Annotated in this window: 17 protein-coding genes and 1 pseudogene; 14 read left to right on the forward strand and 4 right to left on the reverse strand. The window is 68.2% G+C overall.

The genetic code is table 11. The features are described 5' to 3' along the window. Positions 1–465 precede the first annotated feature (465 nt). Together msrA and V3B41_RS10830 are read right to left on the reverse strand one after the other, a co-directional pair. Positions 466–1,131, reverse strand: a complete 666-nt coding sequence (gene msrA, locus V3B41_RS10825) for a peptide-methionine (S)-S-oxide reductase MsrA (RefSeq protein WP_197620283.1) — start codon at positions 1,129–1,131, stop codon at positions 466–468. 30 nt (positions 1,132–1,161) lie between these two features. Continuing rightward, complete coding sequence (locus V3B41_RS10830; RefSeq protein ID WP_010481810.1) at positions 1,162–1,425, reverse strand: DUF2007 domain-containing protein; 264 nt, start codon at positions 1,423–1,425, stop codon at positions 1,162–1,164. Positions 1,426–1,637: 212 nt separating this feature from the next. Between V3B41_RS10830 and V3B41_RS10835 the strand changes: the two genes are divergently transcribed. From V3B41_RS10835 to V3B41_RS10860, 6 genes are all read left to right on the forward strand, one after another. Continuing rightward, positions 1,638–3,386, forward strand: coding sequence for a glutamine--tRNA ligase/YqeY domain fusion protein (locus V3B41_RS10835; protein ID WP_197620280.1), 1,749 nt, complete (start codon positions 1,638–1,640; stop codon positions 3,384–3,386). Between the two features lie 43 nt (positions 3,387–3,429). Then, complete coding sequence (locus V3B41_RS10840) at positions 3,430–4,083, forward strand: membrane protein (protein ID WP_049428811.1); 654 nt, start codon at positions 3,430–3,432, stop codon at positions 4,081–4,083. A gap of 48 nt (positions 4,084–4,131) precedes the next feature. Further along, a complete protein-coding gene (locus V3B41_RS10845; RefSeq protein ID WP_049428812.1) occupies positions 4,132–4,854 on the forward strand; it encodes a DUF6348 family protein in 723 nt (240 codons plus the stop codon). A 95-nt stretch (positions 4,855–4,949) separates the two neighbouring features. Then, positions 4,950–5,510 (forward strand): nucleoside deaminase, encoded by a 561-nt coding sequence (locus V3B41_RS10850; RefSeq protein ID WP_004154307.1) that lies wholly within the window; start codon positions 4,950–4,952, stop codon positions 5,508–5,510. Then, the gene (gene rlmM / locus V3B41_RS10855) at positions 5,494–6,561 is read left to right on the forward strand and encodes a 23S rRNA (cytidine(2498)-2'-O)-methyltransferase RlmM (protein WP_049428813.1); all 1,068 of its coding nucleotides are present in this window, start codon (positions 5,494–5,496) and stop codon (positions 6,559–6,561) included. The genes V3B41_RS10850 and rlmM overlap by 17 nt, the downstream gene beginning before the upstream one ends. 49 nt (positions 6,562–6,610) lie before the next feature. Beyond that, positions 6,611–7,006, forward strand: a complete 396-nt coding sequence (locus V3B41_RS10860) for an EF-hand domain-containing protein (RefSeq protein WP_197620279.1) — start codon at positions 6,611–6,613, stop codon at positions 7,004–7,006. Positions 7,007–7,183: 177 nt separating this feature from the next. On the opposite strand, the gene V3B41_RS10865 is transcribed toward V3B41_RS10860, so the two are convergent. Then, positions 7,184–8,365: a UbiH/UbiF family hydroxylase gene (locus V3B41_RS10865; RefSeq protein ID WP_197620278.1), complete on the reverse strand. Its 1,182-nt coding sequence runs from the start codon at positions 8,363–8,365 to the stop codon at positions 7,184–7,186. After that, entirely contained in the window at positions 8,362–9,570 is a 1,209-nt protein-coding gene (ubiH, locus tag V3B41_RS10870) for a 2-octaprenyl-6-methoxyphenyl hydroxylase (RefSeq protein WP_049428816.1), read from the reverse strand. The genes V3B41_RS10865 and ubiH overlap by 4 nt, the downstream gene beginning before the upstream one ends. A gap of 106 nt (positions 9,571–9,676) precedes the next feature. Here ubiH and V3B41_RS10875 point away from each other — a divergent pair, with 106 nt between their 5' ends. From V3B41_RS10875 to apaG, 8 genes and pseudogenes are all read left to right on the forward strand, one after another. Then, positions 9,677–10,261: a hypothetical protein gene (locus V3B41_RS10875; protein WP_049428818.1), complete on the forward strand. Its 585-nt coding sequence runs from the start codon at positions 9,677–9,679 to the stop codon at positions 10,259–10,261. Positions 10,262–10,269: 8 nt separating this feature from the next. Continuing rightward, positions 10,270–10,824: a cob(I)yrinic acid a,c-diamide adenosyltransferase gene (locus tag V3B41_RS10880; RefSeq protein ID WP_049428822.1), complete on the forward strand. Its 555-nt coding sequence runs from the start codon at positions 10,270–10,272 to the stop codon at positions 10,822–10,824. A gap of 9 nt (positions 10,825–10,833) precedes the next feature. Next, positions 10,834–11,772, forward strand: coding sequence for a histone deacetylase family protein (locus V3B41_RS10885; protein WP_329861035.1), 939 nt, complete (start codon positions 10,834–10,836; stop codon positions 11,770–11,772). A gap of 89 nt (positions 11,773–11,861) precedes the next feature. Then, positions 11,862–14,363: an LPS-assembly protein LptD gene (gene lptD, locus V3B41_RS10890; RefSeq protein ID WP_329861037.1), complete on the forward strand. Its 2,502-nt coding sequence runs from the start codon at positions 11,862–11,864 to the stop codon at positions 14,361–14,363. Then, positions 14,360–15,688 (forward strand): annotated as a pseudogene (locus V3B41_RS10895) (peptidylprolyl isomerase); the annotation flags it as partial. The gene lptD and the pseudogene V3B41_RS10895, both read left to right, overlap by 4 nt. Before the next feature lie 18 nt (positions 15,689–15,706). Beyond that, entirely contained in the window at positions 15,707–16,687 is a 981-nt protein-coding gene (pdxA, locus tag V3B41_RS10900; RefSeq protein WP_329861039.1) for a 4-hydroxythreonine-4-phosphate dehydrogenase PdxA, read from the forward strand. Then, entirely contained in the window at positions 16,684–17,487 is an 804-nt protein-coding gene (gene rsmA, locus V3B41_RS10905) for a 16S rRNA (adenine(1518)-N(6)/adenine(1519)-N(6))-dimethyltransferase RsmA (protein WP_049428834.1), read from the forward strand. Before pdxA ends, rsmA begins: the two co-directional genes overlap by 4 nt. 13 nt (positions 17,488–17,500) lie before the next feature. Beyond that, the gene (gene apaG, locus V3B41_RS10910) at positions 17,501–17,884 is read left to right on the forward strand and encodes a Co2+/Mg2+ efflux protein ApaG (RefSeq protein WP_005412297.1); all 384 of its coding nucleotides are present in this window, start codon (positions 17,501–17,503) and stop codon (positions 17,882–17,884) included. The last annotated feature ends 6 nt before the right edge of the window (positions 17,885–17,890 follow it).

Genomic DNA, 17,890 nt, shown 5'->3' on the forward strand with positions numbered 1-17,890 from the left:
CCGTCCCTGGAGGCTTGGCCGCGGCATCCATGCCGCGGACACCCCCGCGAACCCAACCCGCCCGCCCTCTGACAGTTTCCGGGGGCCGCCCGCCACGGAAGAAAGAAAGAAGAGCAACAGCGGGTCGCGCGCTTCGCTTGCTCGGAGCCGAGCATGGCTCGGCTCTACAAGGGCAATGCAGAACCAAACAAAACGGACGCGGCGAACGCCGCGTCCTTTTTGTTTTCCATCAGTTCGTCAGTAACCCAATGCTCTTGCCCACCGTCACCGGGAAACTGTCGAAGGTGGGACGGGGGCGGCTGGCAGGACCGTTGGCGCCATGGATGGCGCCATCGAGCCCCCATGGACGGGTTTACGGCGAGTCCTGCCAGCCGCCCCCGTCCCGCCAAGCCATCAGCAACCCAGAGCCGCTTTGGATGTTGATGTTGATGTTGACGTTGCCCGCCGCAGGCGGACCTCCGCGCGTCAGCGCGGCACCTCCACATCCAACCCGATCGGGCAGCTCACGCCGGTGCCGCCAATGCCGCAGTAACCGTTCGGGTTCTTCGCCAGATACTGCTGGTGGTAATCCTCGGCGTAGTAGTACGCCGGCGCCGGATACACGATCTCGGTGGTGATCGGGCCGTAACCGGCCGCATCCAGTTGGGCCTGGTAAGCCTCGCGGCTGGCCAGCGCGGCCTTGTACTGGGCCTCGTCGGTGGCGTGGATCGCCGAGCGGTACTGGGTGCCGGTGTCGTTGCCCTGGCGCATGCCCTGGGTCGGGTCGTGGCTCTCCCAGAACAGCTGAAGCAGCCGCTCCAGGCTCACCACCGCCGGGTCGAACACCACCTGCACCACTTCGGTGTGGCCGGTCAGGCCCGAGCAGACCTCTTCATAGGTCGGGTTCGGGGTGATGCCGCCGGCATAGCCGACCGAGGTGCTGTACACGCCCGGCTCGGTCCAGAACTTGCGCTCGGCGCCCCAGAAGCAGCCCAGCGCAAAACGGATCTGCTGCAGGCCGGCGAAGCGGTCCTTCAGCGGATGGCTGTTCACGAAGTGCTGGTTGCTGTGCAGCGGCAGCGGTTGGTCACGCCCCGGCAGTGCTTCTTCCGGGCGCGGCAGGCGCTGCTTGAAGGCGCCGATGCCGAGGATGCCCTGGCCAATTCCCAACATGATGCGCTCCTACGCCGGAAGGCCGGCTATGTCGTCTGCATCTGAAATGGGGGCGTCCGGCGCGTGGCCCAAGTCCAGCGCCGCCACGATGTCTTCGGCCTGCGGCCGCGCCGCGTCGGGGATACCTACCCGCAGCACGCCGAACAGCGGCAGCTCGCCCATGCCGCCCAGCAACGACTCGCCGAACACGAAGGCCGGGATGCCGGCATCTTCCAGCGCGTGCTTGACCAGGTGGGCGTCGAACAGGTTGTCGGCCTTGTACACGATGTGCATGTGGCGGCTCCTCGGGGCAAGGGTCCAGCATACGCCCGGGCGCTGAATGCCGCCGTTGACGGCGAATGACCGTTCTGCCGGCCAGCGGCCGACGCTACCGGAAGACGGGTTGGTAGTGCCGGCCGCTGGCCGCCAGCCCCATACGCCACCGGGCAGCCCTGGCCTGTACGCGCTAGACTGTTGGTCTTTCTGCCCTTTTTCGCCCCAGACTCATGTCCGAGCACACCCCCGCCAGCCCCGAGACCCCCGCCGACAGCCACGAAAAGCGCGATTTCATCCGCCAGATCGTGCGCGAGGACCTGGCCAGCGGAAAGCACCAGGCGATCAAGACCCGCTTCCCGCCCGAGCCGAACGGCTACCTGCACATCGGCCATGCCAAGTCGATCTGCCTGAACTTCGGCATCGCCGGTGAGTTCAGCGGCGTCTGCAACCTGCGTTTCGACGACACCAACCCGGCCAAGGAAGACCCGGAGTACGTGGCCGCGATCCAGGACGACGTGCGCTGGCTGGGCTTCAGCTGGAACGAGCTGCGCCACGCCTCGGACTACTTCCAGACCTATTACCTGGCCGCCGAGAAGCTGATCGAACAGGGCAAGGCCTACGTCTGCGACCTGTCGGCCGAGGAAGTGCGCGCCTACCGCGGCACCCTGACCGAGCCGGGTCGCCCGTCGCCGTGGCGCGACCGCAGCGTCGAGGAAAACCTCGACCTGTTCCGCCGCATGCGCGCCGGTGAATTCCCGGATGGCGCGCGCACCCTGCGCGCCAAGATCGACATGGCCAGCGGCAACATCAACCTGCGCGATCCGGCGCTGTACCGCATCAAGCACGTCGAGCACCAGAACACCGGCAACGCGTGGCCGATCTACCCGATGTACGACTTCGCCCATGCGCTGGGCGATTCCCTCGAGGGCATCACCCACTCGCTGTGCACGCTGGAATTCGAAGACCACCGCCCGCTGTACGACTGGTGCGTGGACAACGTCGATTTCGCCCATGACGACGCGCTGACCCAGCCGCTGGTCGACGCCGGCCTGCCGCGCGAAGCGGCCAAGCCGCGCCAGATCGAGTTCTCGCGCCTGAACATCAACTACACGGTGATGAGCAAGCGCAAGCTGATGGCGCTGGTCACCGAACAGCTGGTGGACGGCTGGGAAGACCCGCGCATGCCGACCCTGCAGGGCCTGCGTCGCCGTGGCTACACCCCGGCGGCGATGCGCCTGTTCGCCGAGCGCGTGGGCATCAGCAAGCAGAATTCGCTGATCGACTTCAGCGTGCTGGAAGGCGCGCTGCGCGAAGACCTGGACAGCGCCGCACCGCGCCGCATGGCAGTGGTCGATCCGGTCAAGCTGGTGCTGGGCAACCTGCCGGAAGGCCACGAAGAGCAGCTGACCTTCAGCAACCACCCGAAGGACGAGAGCTTCGGCAGCCGCCAGGTGCCGTTCGCGCGCGAGGTGTGGATCGACCGCGAGGACTTCGCCGAAGTGCCGCCGAAGGGCTGGAAGCGCCTGGTCCCGGGCGGCGAAGTGCGCCTGCGCGGTGCCGGCATCATCCGCTGCGATGAAGTGATCAAGGATGCCGACGGCACCATCACCGAGCTGCGCGGCTGGCTGGATCCGGAATCGCGTCCGGGCATGGAAGGTGCCAACCGCAAGGTCAAGGGCACCATCCACTGGGTCAGCGCCGTGCACGGCGTGCCGGCCGAGATCCGCCTGTACGACCGCCTGTTCTCGGTGCCCAACCCGGACGACGAATCGGAAGGCAAGACCTACCGCGACTACCTCAACCCGGAATCGCGCCGCACCGTCACCGGCTATGTCGAGCCGGCCGCGGCCAGTGCCGCGCCGGAGCAGTCGTTCCAGTTCGAGCGCACCGGCTACTTCGTTGCCGATCGCCGCGACCACACCGAGGCCAAGCCGGTGTTCAACCGCAGCGTGACCCTGCGCGACACCTGGTCGGCCTGAGGACCTGCGCGGGCGCCGGCACGGCGCCCGCACGACCGCGACGATGATCACCGCCCTGTCCGCCCTGCTCTGGTTCATCTCGCAGCATCCGCTGCTGACGTTCTTTGCAGCAATGGTGCTGGCCGGGCTGGTCTCGTGGTGGCGGCGTTCGCCGGTCTACGCCATCGTGGTGTTTCCGCTGGCGATGCTCAACATCTTCCTCGGCAGCTTCCTCAACGCCACCTTCCTCAATGCGGTGGGCGAGCGCGGTGAAGCGGTGATCGTGAAGGCCGAGGAAACCAATTCCACGCTCAACGAACAGTACATCTGGCGTTACGAAGCGGTGTTGCGCACCGCAGAGGGCCGCGACGTGGAGGTGGTGTTCCATACCAACACCGCCTCGCTGTGGCCGCTGGAGAACGCGATCCGCATCCCGGCGCAGGACCAGCCGTTCGTGGTGAAGTACACCCCGGGCTTTCCGCGCAACTTCGTCATCCTCACCAACGAATCACCGCACGGCATCGCCCAGGCCCGTGCCAGCGCGCGCGAGCGGGTGGAGGTCGCGGCACGCAAGCTGCACTTCAGCCCAGGCAATGCCGACTTCCGCGCGGACTATCGCCGCGAGCTGGATACCTGGCTGCGTGATCATGGCAACGATCCGCAGCAGCAGTCCGACGCACGGCGATATCGCGCAGAACGCGAAGCACTCGATCACTAGCACCAGGCCCGGCCTGGATGCTCCACCCGATCCATCCACAGGCCTGACATGACCACGACGTCCACCGCCCTCCTCCCGCTGCTGCAGCAGGTCCTGCAGGACGCCGGCATCGCCAGCCGCGTCGACGGCAACGCGCTGCTGCTGGACAGCGGCCTGCGCCTGACCCCGCATGCGATGGCGGCACACGCGCGCGACAACGGTGGCTGGCAGACCTCCACGGTCATCGAGGCGCAGCATCCCAGCCTGTTCGCCGATGGCCTGTTCGAGTACCAGCACGCCAACGGTGCCGATGAGCAGGCGTCGCTGCTGTCCGGCTTCCAGACCTGGGTGCGGGTGGACCTGGCTACCCTGCAGACCGCAGTGGGTGCCGACGACGCGCAGGGCCTGCCGATGATGGGCCTGACCTATCCGGCCGGTGACGATGGCGAGGAACACGAGCGTACCGTGGTGCTGGGGCCGTTGGCGCACTACCGTGCACAGGAAGTGGATGCCTCCACCTGCAGCGAGGACGATCATGGCTCCTGCCCCTGCTGCCTGTTCACCCGCAGCATGGAGGCCTTCGACGACCTGCTGAAGGCGCGCCAGTTCCTTGCCATCCGCCTGTTCGCCTCGCGCGATGCCGATGGCCTGTGCGAGGCCGATTGCCGGGTCAATGGCCACGACTTCGCTGCTGCCCTGCCATTGCTGCGCGCCTATGCCGCCAGTTGGCCGCAGGCCGGGCTGGAATTCCGCAAGCAGTACGTGGTGATCCGCACCGGCTCACCCGGCTGACCTGCCCACGCCCGGTACAGGCCGGTGCGGCTACACTGCGCGCCGGTTTCCCAAGCAACCGCACTTTCTTCCATCCCACACGAGGCACCCCCGCGATGCTGTACGCGCAAGTCCACCTGACCCTTCCCGCCTGGATCCACGACCAGATCGACCTGGATCGTCGATATCCGGGCGATGAGGCCAAGGTCGCGCTGGCGATCGAGCTGTCGCGGCTGAACGTCGAACACGCCAGTGGCGGCCCGTTCGGCGCCGTGGTGTTCGGCCCGGATGACAAGGTCATCGCCGCCGGCGTGAACCGGGTGATGCCGCACGCGACCTCACTGGCGCACGCCGAGAACATGGCCTATATGCTGGCCCAGCAGCGCCTGCAGACCCCGCGCCTGAACGCAGTGCTGTCGCCGGTCACCCTGGCCACCAGCTCGCAGCCGTGCTGCCAGTGCTACGGCGCCACCGTGTGGGCCGGCATCGACCGCCTGCTGATCGGCGCCAACTCGGCCGACGTCGAAGAACTGACCCCGTTCGATGAAGGCCCGCTGCCGGCGGACTGGGTCGGCGAGCTCAACAAGCGCGGCATCGAAGTGGTGCAGGGCCTGAACCGCGACGCCGCGCGCAGCGTGCTGCGCGCCTATGGGGAAAGCGATGGCGCCCGTTACTGAAACCGGCATCGGCCTGCTGTGCCTGTGCCGGCAGGGCTTCGAGCCCGAGCTGGCCGGCGAGCTGCAGTTCCGCGCCGGTGAAGCCGGTTTCGCCGGCTATGCACGCACCCAGCGCAATGATGGCTACGTGCTGTTCATGTGCGACGAAGCCGCCGCGCTGGCGCCCCGCCTGCGCTGGCGCGAGCTGATCTTCGCGCGGCAGAAGCTGGTGGTACTGGCAGAGCTGCCGCAGCTGGATCCGAGTGACCGCATCACGCCGATGCTGGAGGTGCTGGCCGATGCGCCGCGCTTCGGCGACCTGTGGGTGGAACATCCCGATTCTGACGCCGGCAAGCCGTTGTCGGGCCTGGCGCGTGCCTTCGGCAATGCGCTGCGCCCAGCGCTGCGCAAGGCTGGCAAACTCAGCGACAAGCCGAACAACCGCTTGCCGCGCCTGCATGTGGTGTTCGTCGACGGCACCCATGCCTTCGTCTGCGTGGCCGACCCGGCCGACAGCGCACCGTGGGCCTTGGGCATTCCGCGCCTGAAGCTGCTGCCCGAGGCCCCCTCGCGTTCGGCACTGAAGCTGGACGAAGCGCTGCTGACCCTGCTGACGCCGGAAGAACGCGAGGCATTGGCCAAGCCAGGGATGCGCGCGGCCGACCTCGGCGCCGCACCCGGCGGCTGGACCTGGGTGCTGACCCGCCAGCACATGCACGTACTGAGCATCGACAACGGCCCGCTGCGCCAGCACGTGCTGGACACCGGGCTGGTCGAGCACCTGCGCGCCGACGGTTTCCACTGGCACCCGGAACAGCCGCTGGACTGGATGGTCTGCGACATGGTCGAGCAGCCGCGCCGCGTGGCCGAGCGCATGGCCACCTGGTTCCGAGAAGGCTGGTGCCGGCACGCGATCTTCAACCTGAAGCTGCCGATGAAGAAGCGCTGGGACGAGACCCGGCTGTGCCTGGACCTGTTCCAGGACCAGGCCGGCAAGCCGCTGGTGGTGCGCGCCAAGCAGCTGTATCACGATCGGGAAGAAATCACGGTGCTGGCCTCGCCGCTGCGCTGAACCCATTGCATCCGCCGGGCATGGCCCGGCGCTACCGGGGAACGGAACCATGCGCTACCACTCGCTCACCCTGCTGATCACTTTGCTGGCAGCCGCACCGGCCATGGCCCAGCAGCTGCCGCACACCCCGGCGCAGAGCCAGCCGCTGGGCCCCACCGGCGGCGCGATCCGCCAGCAATCGCTTGATGCGGGCCGGATCAGCGGCAGCGTCGAGATTGCACAGCCGGCCGGCGAGGCGCAGGTGACGGTGCGTTCGCTGGAGCCCAGCAGCGTGGTTGGCCAGTACCGCATCCACTTCGCTGCGCTGGACGTGAACGGCGATGGTTTCATCAGCCGTGAGGAAGCGCAGGCGAATCCGGCGCTGGCCGATGAGTTCAATTCGCTGGACCGCAAGCACCGCGGCAAGCTGGACCGTGCCGACCTGGCCGGCTGGCTGGTCGACTGAAAAAGGGGACGGAGGGGATTAAGTCGTTTGTGCCACAAACGACTTAATCCCCTCCGTCCCCTTTTTTGTTCACCGATGCCGGAAGCGTGCCAACCAAGGTTGGCACCTACCAGAGCGGCGTCCCGTGGTTGGTAACGCGCCAGCGATGCCCGCAGCGTCGTGCGGCATGTATTCCGCTTACACCCCAGCGGCGCGCTTCCAGAACGCCTGCACCAGCGGCGGCCATTTGCCCACGCAACCCAGCGCGCGGCCACGGGCCAGGGTCAGGTGCATCTCATCGTTGGAGAACAGGCGATTGATCGCATCGAAGCTGTAGGCGGCGATGTGGCTGTCGCTGCGCCGTTCGCGGGCCCAGCGCTGCAGGCGCTGCGGCGACAGGCGCGGCTGGCCGCGGCGTTCTGCCGACGGCGCCAGCCACTGCTGCAGAGCGGCTACATCGCGCAGGCCCAGATTCACGCCCTGCCCGGCCAGCGGGTGCACCACATGCGCGGCGTCTCCCAATGCCAGCACACGGCCGGCCACGTAGTGGCGGGCCAGCTGGCGGCGCAACGGGAACGCCGCGCGCGGCGAGGCCAGGCGCAGTTCGCCCAGCCGCGCAGCGAAGGCGCGGGTCAATTCCCGGTTGAACGCCTCCTCGTCCAAGGCGAGCACGCGCGCAGCCTCGTCCTCCGGCAGGGTCCAGACGATCGAGCTGCGGCGTTCGGCCACCGGCAGCAACGCCAACGGCCCGGTCGGCAGGAAGCGCTGCCAGGCCGTGGCCTGGTTCGGCAGTTCACTGTCGACATAGGCCACCACGCCACGCTGGTGGTAGTCATGCTTTTCCACCTCGATCCCGGCCAGCTGGCGCAGGGTCGATTCGGCACCGTCGGCGGCCACCGCCAACGACGCTTCGAGGCGACGACCGTCGTCCAGGCGCAGGCGCACGCCGTCCTCGTCCTGCTCCAGCGCTTCCACCCGTGCCGGGCAATGCAGCTGCACGCCCGCGGCCGGCAGCGCCGCCCACAGGCGGTCCTGCAGCAGGCCGTTCTCGACGATGTAGCCCAGTTCGCGCCGACCGAAACGATCGGCGTCGAACAGCAGATCCTCGCCACCGGCCGCGTCCCACACCTGCATGCGCCGGTAGGGCCACGCGCGGGCCTGCGCGATCGCCGGCCACACGCCCAGGCGGTTCAACAGCTGCACGTTGTCGGCGGCAAAGGCGAACACCCGCAGGTCCGGCTGCGCAGCCTGCCACGGCGCCGGTTCGCGGCCTTCCACCAGCGCGACCGACAGCCCGGCGTCGGCCAGCGCCAGCGCGCACGCGGCACCGACCACGCCACCGCCGACGATGGCCACATCCAGGCGCGCGCGGCGGCTCATGCAGCTTCTCCGCGGCACAACCGCGGCACTTCGCCACGGAAGCCCATCGCGCCACCGACCAGCATCGACTGTACCGAAGCACGTTGTGCGGCCACCAGGCCGAGGCTACGCAGCGGCCGCATCAGCGGTGCCGGGTTGCTGGTCAGCCGCGCCAGGCCTCCGGAGAACGCCACGGTCTGCCGGCGGTCCTCCTCGCGGCGCGCGACATAGGCCTGCAGCAGCGCATCGCTGCCGGCATCATCGATGGAATCTTCCAGCAGCTCGGCCAGGGTCAGCGCATCGCGCAGGCCCAGGTTGAAGCCCTGTGCACCCAGCGGGTGAATGGTCTGCGCGGCATTGCCGAGCAGCACCGTGCGCTCACCGGCCAGCGCGCGCGACAGCACCTGGATGAGCGGATAAGCACTGCGTGGGCCGGATTCGAGCAGACGGCCGGCACGCCAGCCGATCGCATCCTGCAGGCGCTGCAGCCAGGCCGCATCGTCCAGCGCCATCACGGCATCGGCCTGGTCGCGTGCCACGCCATGCACGGTGCCGAAGTGGCGGTCACCCCGCGGCAGCAGCGCGGTCGGACCGGTATCGGTGAAGCGCTCCCAGGCCGTGCCGTCCGGCGCGCGCTGGCTGCGCACGCGGGCCACGAACAGGGTCTGCTGGAAATCATGGCGGTCGACCTCGATGCCCAGTGCACCACGCACGCCACTGGTCGTGCCATCGGCACCGACCACCAACCGTGCCAGCAGCACGCGCTCGCCGGCCGCGTCGGCCACCCGCACCTGGCGGTAGCCGTCAACCACCTCGCCCAGCCCCAGGAACCGCATCGGTCGGTAACGGTGCAGCCGAGGCAGCTCCTGCAGGCGCGCTTCCAGCGCCTGGCCGAAGTCGCGGGCGACCACCACCTGGCCGAACCACGGCCGGTCGTAATCGGCCGCTTCCAGCTGTACACGGCCGAAATCGCCGGCGCGGCTGACGTGGATGCGGCGAATAGGGCCGGGCGACATCGCCAGTTTCTGCATCACCCCCAGCGCGGTCAGTGCGTTGACGGTGGCTGCGGCGAAGCTGAGGTTGCGCTGGTCGAACACCGCCGGCAACTCGCCGGCCGGGCTTGCCTCGAGCAGGCCCACGTCGCGGCCGAGGCGGTCCAGGGCAATGGCCAGGCTGGCGCCGACCAGGCCACCACCGACAATCAGCACGTCATGTCGTTCACTCATGCGTTCATGATACGCGCTCGCCCCGTCTGTACGCCGAACGGCCGCTCCTGCGCCAACCCGCGCGGCGGGCTAGAATGAAACCTGAATCCGCTCCGGGCCCGCCACCATGTCCGACACTGCCAACCGCGCCTTCGTCCTGTCCGTGCTCGTTCTGGTGCTGGCAGCGACCCGGGTCAACCACTTCGCGGCCATCCCCGATGCCTCGTGGGCGGTGTTCTTCATCGGTGGCTTCTACCTGGCGCGCTGGACGCGCTGGGCGTTCCCGCTGCTGATGGTGTTCGCGGTGCTGGTGGACTGGATCGTGATCCGCAGCAGCGGCCTGGACTTCTGGCAGCACTACTGCGTGTCGCCGGGCTACTGGCTGCTGCTGCCGGCCTATTTCTCGCTGTGGGCCGGCGGCATGCTGCTGGGCCGCAACTACCAGACCGCACGCTGGCCGGTGCTGGCCAAGGGCGCACTGCTGCTGGTCGCTTCGGTGGCGGTCTGCCACCTGCTGGCGCAGGGCGGTTTCTACTGGAGCAGCCGCAACGTGGCCGAGCCGACCCTGGCCGGCTGGGCGCAGAACTACGCGCAGTGGTTCGGCCCCTACCTGCGCACCACCGCCATCTACGTGGCGCTGGCTGCCGCGCTGCAGCTGGCCGTGGAGCAGGTGCTGAAGCTCCAGCAGGCCCGCCGCGACATCCGGCACTGAGCCACGCCATGGGTCATCGCCTCTCGCGCATCTACACCCGCACCGGCGACGACGGCAGTACCGGCCTCGGTGACGGCCAGCGTGTCGCCAAGGATGACGCCCGGGTGGCGTCCTACGGAACCGTCGACGAGGCCAACGCCGCGCTCGGCCTGCTTCTGGCGGCTCCGTTGCCGGAAGACGTGCGCGCGCTGGTCGTGCACCTGCAGCACCAGCTCTTCGACCTGGGTGCCGAGCTGTGCATCCCCGGCCACGCCGCGATCCACGCCGCCGATGTGTCGGCATTGGAGCAGCAGTTGGACCATTACAACGCCGGCCTGCCGATGCTGAAGGAGTTCATCCTGCCGGCCGGGGGCGAGGCCGCTGCACGCTGCCACCTGGCACGCACCATTGTCCGCCGCGCCGAGCGCGAGACGGTCACCCTGGCCCGCCACGAAGCCGTGCGCAGCGAGGCGCTGCAGTACCTCAACCGGCTGTCGGACCTGCTGTTCGTGCTGGCCCGGGTGCTGGCCCGTGCCGACGGCCAGGGCGAGGCGCTGTGGCAACCGCAGCAGCGCCAGCGCTGAGTCGGCACGATGCTGGTCTACACCCATCCGTCCTGCCTGCTGCACGACCCCGGCCCCGGCCACCCGGAGTGCCCGCAACGCCTGCAGTACGTACTCGATGCGCTGCATGCGGCCTTCCCCGGCCAGCTGGACTGGCGCGAGGCGCCGCCGGCCAAGTTCGGTGAGCTGACCCGGGTCCACGACAGCGCCCTGCTGGACTTCGTGCTGCAGCCGCAGACCGCGCCGCTGCGCCAGCTGGACATGGACACCTGGACCTCGCCCGGCTCGGCCAGTGCCGCCGTGCACGCCGCGGGTGCCGGCGTGGCCGCGGTCGATGCGGTGATGCTGGGCGACGACCCTCTGGCCTTCTGCGCAGTGCGTCCGCCCGGCCACCATGCCACCAGCAGCACGGCGATGGGCTTCTGCCTGCTCAACAACATCGCCATCGCCGTCGCCTACGCCCGCGACCGTCATGGCCTGGAGCGGATCGCGGTGGTCGATTTCGACGTGCACCACGGCAATGGCACCCAGGACATCTTCCAGCACGATGCCCGGGTCTCGTACTACAGCACCCACCAGGCCGGCCTGTTCCCCAATTCCGGCCTGCGCCGCGACCGTGGCGCCGGCAACCTGATGAACATCCTGCTGCCCCCCGGCAGCGGGGGCTTCCGCTTCCGCAACGTCTGGGCCGACGAGATGCTGCCGGCCATCGACGACTTCCGCCCGCAGCTGCTGCTGATCTCGGCTGGCTTCGACGCCCACCTGCGCGATCCGCAGGCCGACCTGATGCTGGAAACCGACGATTTCGCCTGGATCACCGGTGAACTGCACGCGCTGGCACGGCGCCATGCGGCCGGCCGGGTGGTCTCGATGCTGGAGGGCGGCTATGACCTGCAGGCACTGGCCGAGTGCAGCGTGGCCCATGTCCAGGCCCTGATCTCGGCGGCCAGCGGTGGCACGTCCGGATGAACCCGAACCGGCGGCCACCGGCGCCCTTCATTGCCCCTATGCAAGGGATGGGGCAAGCTACCGTCCGTTTTCGCCCGAATCCGAACCGCGTGCGCCGAGCCCTCCGCCTGCTTCCCCTGCCTCTGAGCATCGCCATCAGCCTGCCGGTGATGGCCGATGAAAAGCCGCTCAACTGGGGCCTGTGCCCGGCCACCGACGTCATCCCCGCGTTCACCGACGCCCCGACCCCGGTCCCCGGCCAGGACAAGGCCAGCGCCGCCGCCGCGCGCGAGCAGCAGCCGACCGACATCGAGGGTGACCAGCTGCTGGGCACCACCACCGTGCCGCAGTACGAGGGCAACGTGGCGCTGCGCCGGGGTGACCAGTTCGTCGGTACCGACAAGCTCAGCTTCGACACCGAAACCGGCAATTACATCGCCGACGGCAATGTCCGCTACCAGGACGGGTCGATCCGGATGGTCGCCAAGCGTGCCGAAGGCAACCAGGAAAGCGACACCCACAAGATCACCGACATCCAGTACCAGCTGGTGTCGCGCCGGGGCAACGGCGATGCCGAGTCGGTCGACCTGCAGGGTGCGGTCGGCCAGATGCACCGCTCCACCTACACCACCTGCGACCCCTCGCAGCCGGTGTGGAAGCTGTCGGCGCCGCAGATCGAAGTGGACAACGACGAGGGCTTCGGCACCGCGCGCAACGCCGTGCTGCGCATCGGCAAGGTGCCGGTGCTGTGGGCGCCGTACTTCAAGTTCCCGATCGATGACCGCCGCAAGACCGGCCTGCTGTTCCCGCAGCTGGGCATGTCCGGGCGCAACGGCTTCGACTACGCCCAGCCGATCTACTTCAATCTGGCGCCGAACTACGACGACACGCTGACCCCGCGCTACATGAGCCGGCGCGGCCTGCTGCTCGACAACGAGTTCCGCTACCTCTACAACGGCGGCCGTGGCGAGGTGCTGACCTCGTTCATGCCCAACGACCGCCTGCGTGACCGTGACCGCGGCCGGGTGATGTTCACCGGCTACCACAACGTGGACAGCCACTGGCAGGCCCGCGCCAACCTGGCCTGGGTCAGCGACGAGCGCTATGTCGAGGATTTCGCCAACCGCCTGGTGGGGGTGACCGCCTCCAACCTGCAGAGCACGGTGGGCCTGTATGGCACCGGCACGAACTGGACGGCCGGCATCATGGCCGACCGCTGGCAGCTGACCGACTACACCCTCGACGAGCGCGCCCTGCCCTACAACCGCCAGCCGCGCCTGTACTTCAACTGGGACAAGCCGGTCCGTTCATGGCTGGAAACCGGCATCTACGCCGAAGCCGTGCGCTTCACCCACGACGACATCAACTTCAAGAACGCCGTCGGCACCGGCGAGGATCTGCAGTACACGCGGACGGGCCAACAGCTCACCTCCGGCGTGGGTGTCAGCGGTGGTTCGCGACTGGACGTGAAGCCGTATGTGTCGTTCCCGATCAGCGGCGCAGCCTGGTATGTGACCCCGACCCTGGCCTACCGCTACACCGCCTACCAGCTTGATCGCGGCCTGGTCGACGGCGTCAACGGCATCCAGGCCCAGATCCTGCGCTCGCAGGGCATCGATCCGGCCACGGCCACGCCCGAGCAGCTGCGCGGCAATACCTCGCCCAGCCGCAGCCTGCCGATCGGCAGCATCGACGCTGGCCTGTTCTTCGACCGCGAAACCAGCATCCGCGGCAAGTCCTTCCTGCAGACCCTGGAACCGCGCCTGTTCTACCTGCGCACGCCGTACCGCAACCAGGATGAGCTGCCGATCTTCGATACCCGTGACTTCACCTTCAGCTGGGGCCAGCTGTTCCGCGACTCGCGCTATACCGGCGCCGACCGCCAGAACGACGCCAACCAGCTGACCCTGGCGCTGAGTACCCGCTTCATCGACCAGACCACCGGCAAGGAACGTTTCTCGGCCTCGATCGGCCAGATCCAGTACTTCGATGAATCGCGGGTCAGCACCACCCCGGGAGGGGCGCCGGTGGAAAAGGGCAAGTCGGCCTGGATCGCCGACGGCAACTACATGATCAACGACCGCTGGACCCTGGGCGCCACCTACCAGTGGGACCCGAAGTACAAGCGCGAGGATCTGGCCAGCGTCCGTGCCCGCTACCTGATGCCCAACGACGGCGTGGTCAACCTGAGCTACCGCTACCGCATCAACGCCGGCGCGCTGCCCGGAGCCAACAAGCATGACCGCACCCTGCTGGAGCAGGCCGACCTGTCGTTCCTGTATCCGCTGAATGCGCGTTGGAGCCTGGTCGGCCGCTATTACTACTCGCTGCAGGACAAGGAGCCGCTGGAAATCATCGGCGGTGTCCAGTGGGACAGCTGCTGCCTGGCCGTGCGTGTGGTCGGCCGCCGCTATGTCCGCAATCGCGAAGGCGAGATGAACAACGCCATCCAGGTGGAGTTCGTACTGAAGGGCCTGAGCTCCATCGGCCAGGACACGGACCGCACGCTGCGCCGTGCTATCCTCGGCTACAACCGCGACGACCTCTATCTCGTGCCGCCCACCAACACCGGGGCGACCCGCGATGACTACGATCCGAATCTGATCCCATGACCAAGCGCTTCCCCGTTCTACTCGCCTCGCTGCTGGCGGTGTCCAGCGTGTCCGCCCCCCTGCAGGTGCTTGCCCAGGAGGCGCAGCCGCTCGACCGCATCGCCGCCGTCGTCGATGAGGACGTCATCCTGCAGAGTGAACTGCAGCGTGCGATCGCCAACATCAAGGCACAGTACGCCGGCCGGGAAAACCAGCTGCCGCCGGAAGACGTGCTCAGCCGCCAGGTGCTCGAGCGCCTGGTGCTGGTCAAGCTGCAGGTGGCCCGCGCCCAGGGCAGCGGCATCCGTGTCAGCGACCAGGAGCTGAACCAGGCGATGAATTCCATCGCCCAGCAGAATGGCTCGAACCTGGACGCCCTGCGCCAGCGCCTGGCCCATGACGGCATCGACTTCAACGATTTCCGCGCCTCGGTGCGTGACGAGATCACCGTGCAGCGCCTGCGCCAGAGCTTCGCGCAGAGCCGCATCAGCGTCAGCGAGGGTGAAGTCGACGCCGCGCTGAAGCAGCAGGCCACGGTGGGCAACCAGTACCACCTGGCGCACATCCTGATCGCCCTGCCGGACGGCGCCAACGCCGACCAGATCGCCACCGGCCAGAAGAAGGCCGATGGCGTGAAGGCCCTGCTGGACAAGGGCGAGCTGGACTTCAACGCAGCGGCCGTGCGCTATTCGGACAGCCCCAACGCGCTGGAAGGCGGCGACCTGGGCTGGCGCAGCCTGGATGAAATCCCGCAGGCGTTCGCGCAGATGATGGAAAAGATGAAGCCTGGCGAAGTGGTCGGCCCGATCCGCGGCCCCAGCGGCTTCCAGCTGCTGAAGCTGGTGGAAGTGCGTGATGCCAGTGCCACTGCCGGCGCCAGCACCGTCACCGAGTACCACGGCCGCCACATCCTGGTGCGCGTGGACGACCACCAGACCGACGCGGCCGCCAAAGCCAAGATCGATACCCTGCGTGCCCGCATCGCTGGCGGCGCGGACTTCGAGACCGTGGCCAAGGAGTCCTCCGAGGACAACAACAGCAAGGGCCAGGGCGGCGATCTGGGCTGGTTCCCGGCCGATGCGTTCGGTCCGGCCTTTGGCCAGCAGGTGGCCGCTATCCAGGACGGCGGCGTCAGCCAGCCGTTCCGCACCGATGCCGGTTGGCACATCCTGCAGCGCGTGGCCACTCGCCAGACCGACGTGACCAACGACAACCAGCGTGCCCAGGTCCGCGAGACCATTGGCCGCCGCAAGCTGGAAGACGAGTACAACCGCTTCCTGCAGGAACTGCGTGGCGAAGCCTACGTCAGCTTCCGCAGCGGCGACCGCGCGGAAAACACCGCCACGCCGCCGCAGTCCTGATCGATGCGCCCCGAGCTCGCTCTGGTACCGGGCGAGCCCGCCGGGATCGGCCCGGAGCTGTGCGTCCGCCTTGTCCAGCAGCCGCGTGAAGATTGCCGGCTGCTGGCCTTCGGCGACCCGGGTACCCTGCGCGCGGCTGCGGCCGCCATGAACCTGCCGCTGCAACTGCTGCCCGAGGATGCCGAAGCGCGCGTCCCCGGCGACCTGCGCCTGCGCGTGGTGGCCAATGCCGCCCCGAGCCACTTCGGCCAGGCCGATCCGGCCAATGCCGGCGCGGTCATCGGCGCCCTGCTTGGCGCTGGCCAGGCCTGCCTGTCCGGCGAACTGCACGGCGTGGTGACCGGCCCGGTGCACAAGGCGGTCATCAACGAGGGCGGCATCGCCTACAGCGGCACCACCGAACTGCTGGCCGACCAGGCCGGCGTGAAGGTGGTGATGATGCTGGCCAACCCCATCGTGCGCGTGGCCCTGGCCACCACCCATCTGCCGTTGCGCGAGGTGGCCGACGCGATCACCGCGCCCGGCCTGGAACACACCCTGCGCACCCTGCATGCCGCACTTCGGCGCGAATTCGGCCTGCCTGCACCCCGCATCGCCGTGCTCGGCCTGAACCCGCACGCCGGCGAAGACGGCCACCTGGGCCGCGAAGAGCTGGACCTGATCATTCCCCTGATGCAGCGCCTGCGCGCAGAGGGCATGGACCTGATCGGACCGCTGCCGGCCGATACCGCGTTCCTGCCGGCCAAGCTGGCCGGCTTCGACAGTGTGCTGGCGATGTACCACGACCAGGGCCTGCCGGTGCTGAAGTACTCGGGCTTCGAGCAGGCGGTGAACCTGACCCTGGGCCTGCCCTACCCACGCGTAGCGGTGGACCATGGCACCGCGCTGGATCTGGCCGGCCGCGGCATCGCCGATCCTTCCAGCCTGCAGGCGGCAACGACGTTGTGTGCGCAGCTTGCGCGGCAACGTACACTGAGCGTATGAATTCCCCGCATTCCCCCTCCGGCCCGGTGTTCACCGCCCCGGCCAAGAAGCAGCTTGGCCAGCATTTCCTGGCCGATCGCCACTACATCGACAAGATCGTGATGGCGGTCAACCCGAAAGACGGCGACCGCCTGGTCGAAATCGGTCCCGGCCAGGGCGCGATCACGCTGCCGCTGCTGCGCGTGCATCCGAAGCTGACGGTGATCGAGTTCGACCGCGACCTGATCGCGCCGCTGACCGCCGCCGCCGAGCCACTGGGCGAGCTGACCATCGTCCACCGCGACGTGCTGCGCGTGGATTTCACCGAGCTGGCTGCCGGCCAGCCGATCCGCCTGGTCGGCAACCTGCCCTACAACATCTCCTCGCCGATCCTGTTCCATGCACTGGAACATGCCGCGGTGATCCGCGACATGCATTTCATGCTGCAGAAGGAAGTGGTCGACCGCATGGCCGCCGGCCCGGGCAGCAAGGTGTACGGCCGGCTCAGCGTGATGCTGCAGGCGTACTGCCAGGTGACCTCGCTGTTCGTGGTGCCGCCGGGTGCGTTCCGGCCGCCGCCGAAGGTCGATTCGGCCGTGGTGCGGCTGGTACCGCGCGACCCGGCCTCGATCAACATCAACGACCACAAGCGTTTCGCCGAGGTGGTCAAGGCCGCCTTCGGGCAGCGCCGCAAGACCCTGCGCAATGCGCTCAACAACGTCGTGACGGCCGAGCAGTTCGTGGCCGCCGGCGTGCGCCCCGATGCCCGCGCCGAACAGCTGGATGTGGCTGAATTCATCGCTTTGGCCAATGCCTCCTGATTACACTGCCGGTATGGAAGACGCTGACGTTTATGCCATCTCCGTCGAAGTCGCACCGCGCTTCCTCGACGATCAATCCGCGCCGGAAGACGGGCGCTATGCGTTCGCCTACACGATCCGCATCCACAACCAGGGGCGCGTTGCCGCGCGCCTGGTTGCACGCCACTGGCGCATCACCGACGCCAACGGCCGCGTCGAGCATGTCGATGGCGACGGGGTGATCGGGGAGCAGCCGCGCCTGCGTCCCGGTGAAGACTTCCATTACACGTCCGGTGTCATGCTGGGGACCGATCACGGGACCATGCAGGGCCACTACGACATGGTCGCCGACGACGGCACCGAATTTGCCGCGCCGGTCGCACCTTTCGTGCTGGCCATCCCGCGTACCCTGCACTGACACGGA

It is taken from the genome of Stenotrophomonas sp. SMYL89, from assembly GCF_036319985.1.
In the GTDB taxonomy this organism is placed as follows: domain Bacteria; phylum Pseudomonadota; class Gammaproteobacteria; order Xanthomonadales; family Xanthomonadaceae; genus Stenotrophomonas; species Stenotrophomonas maltophilia_Q.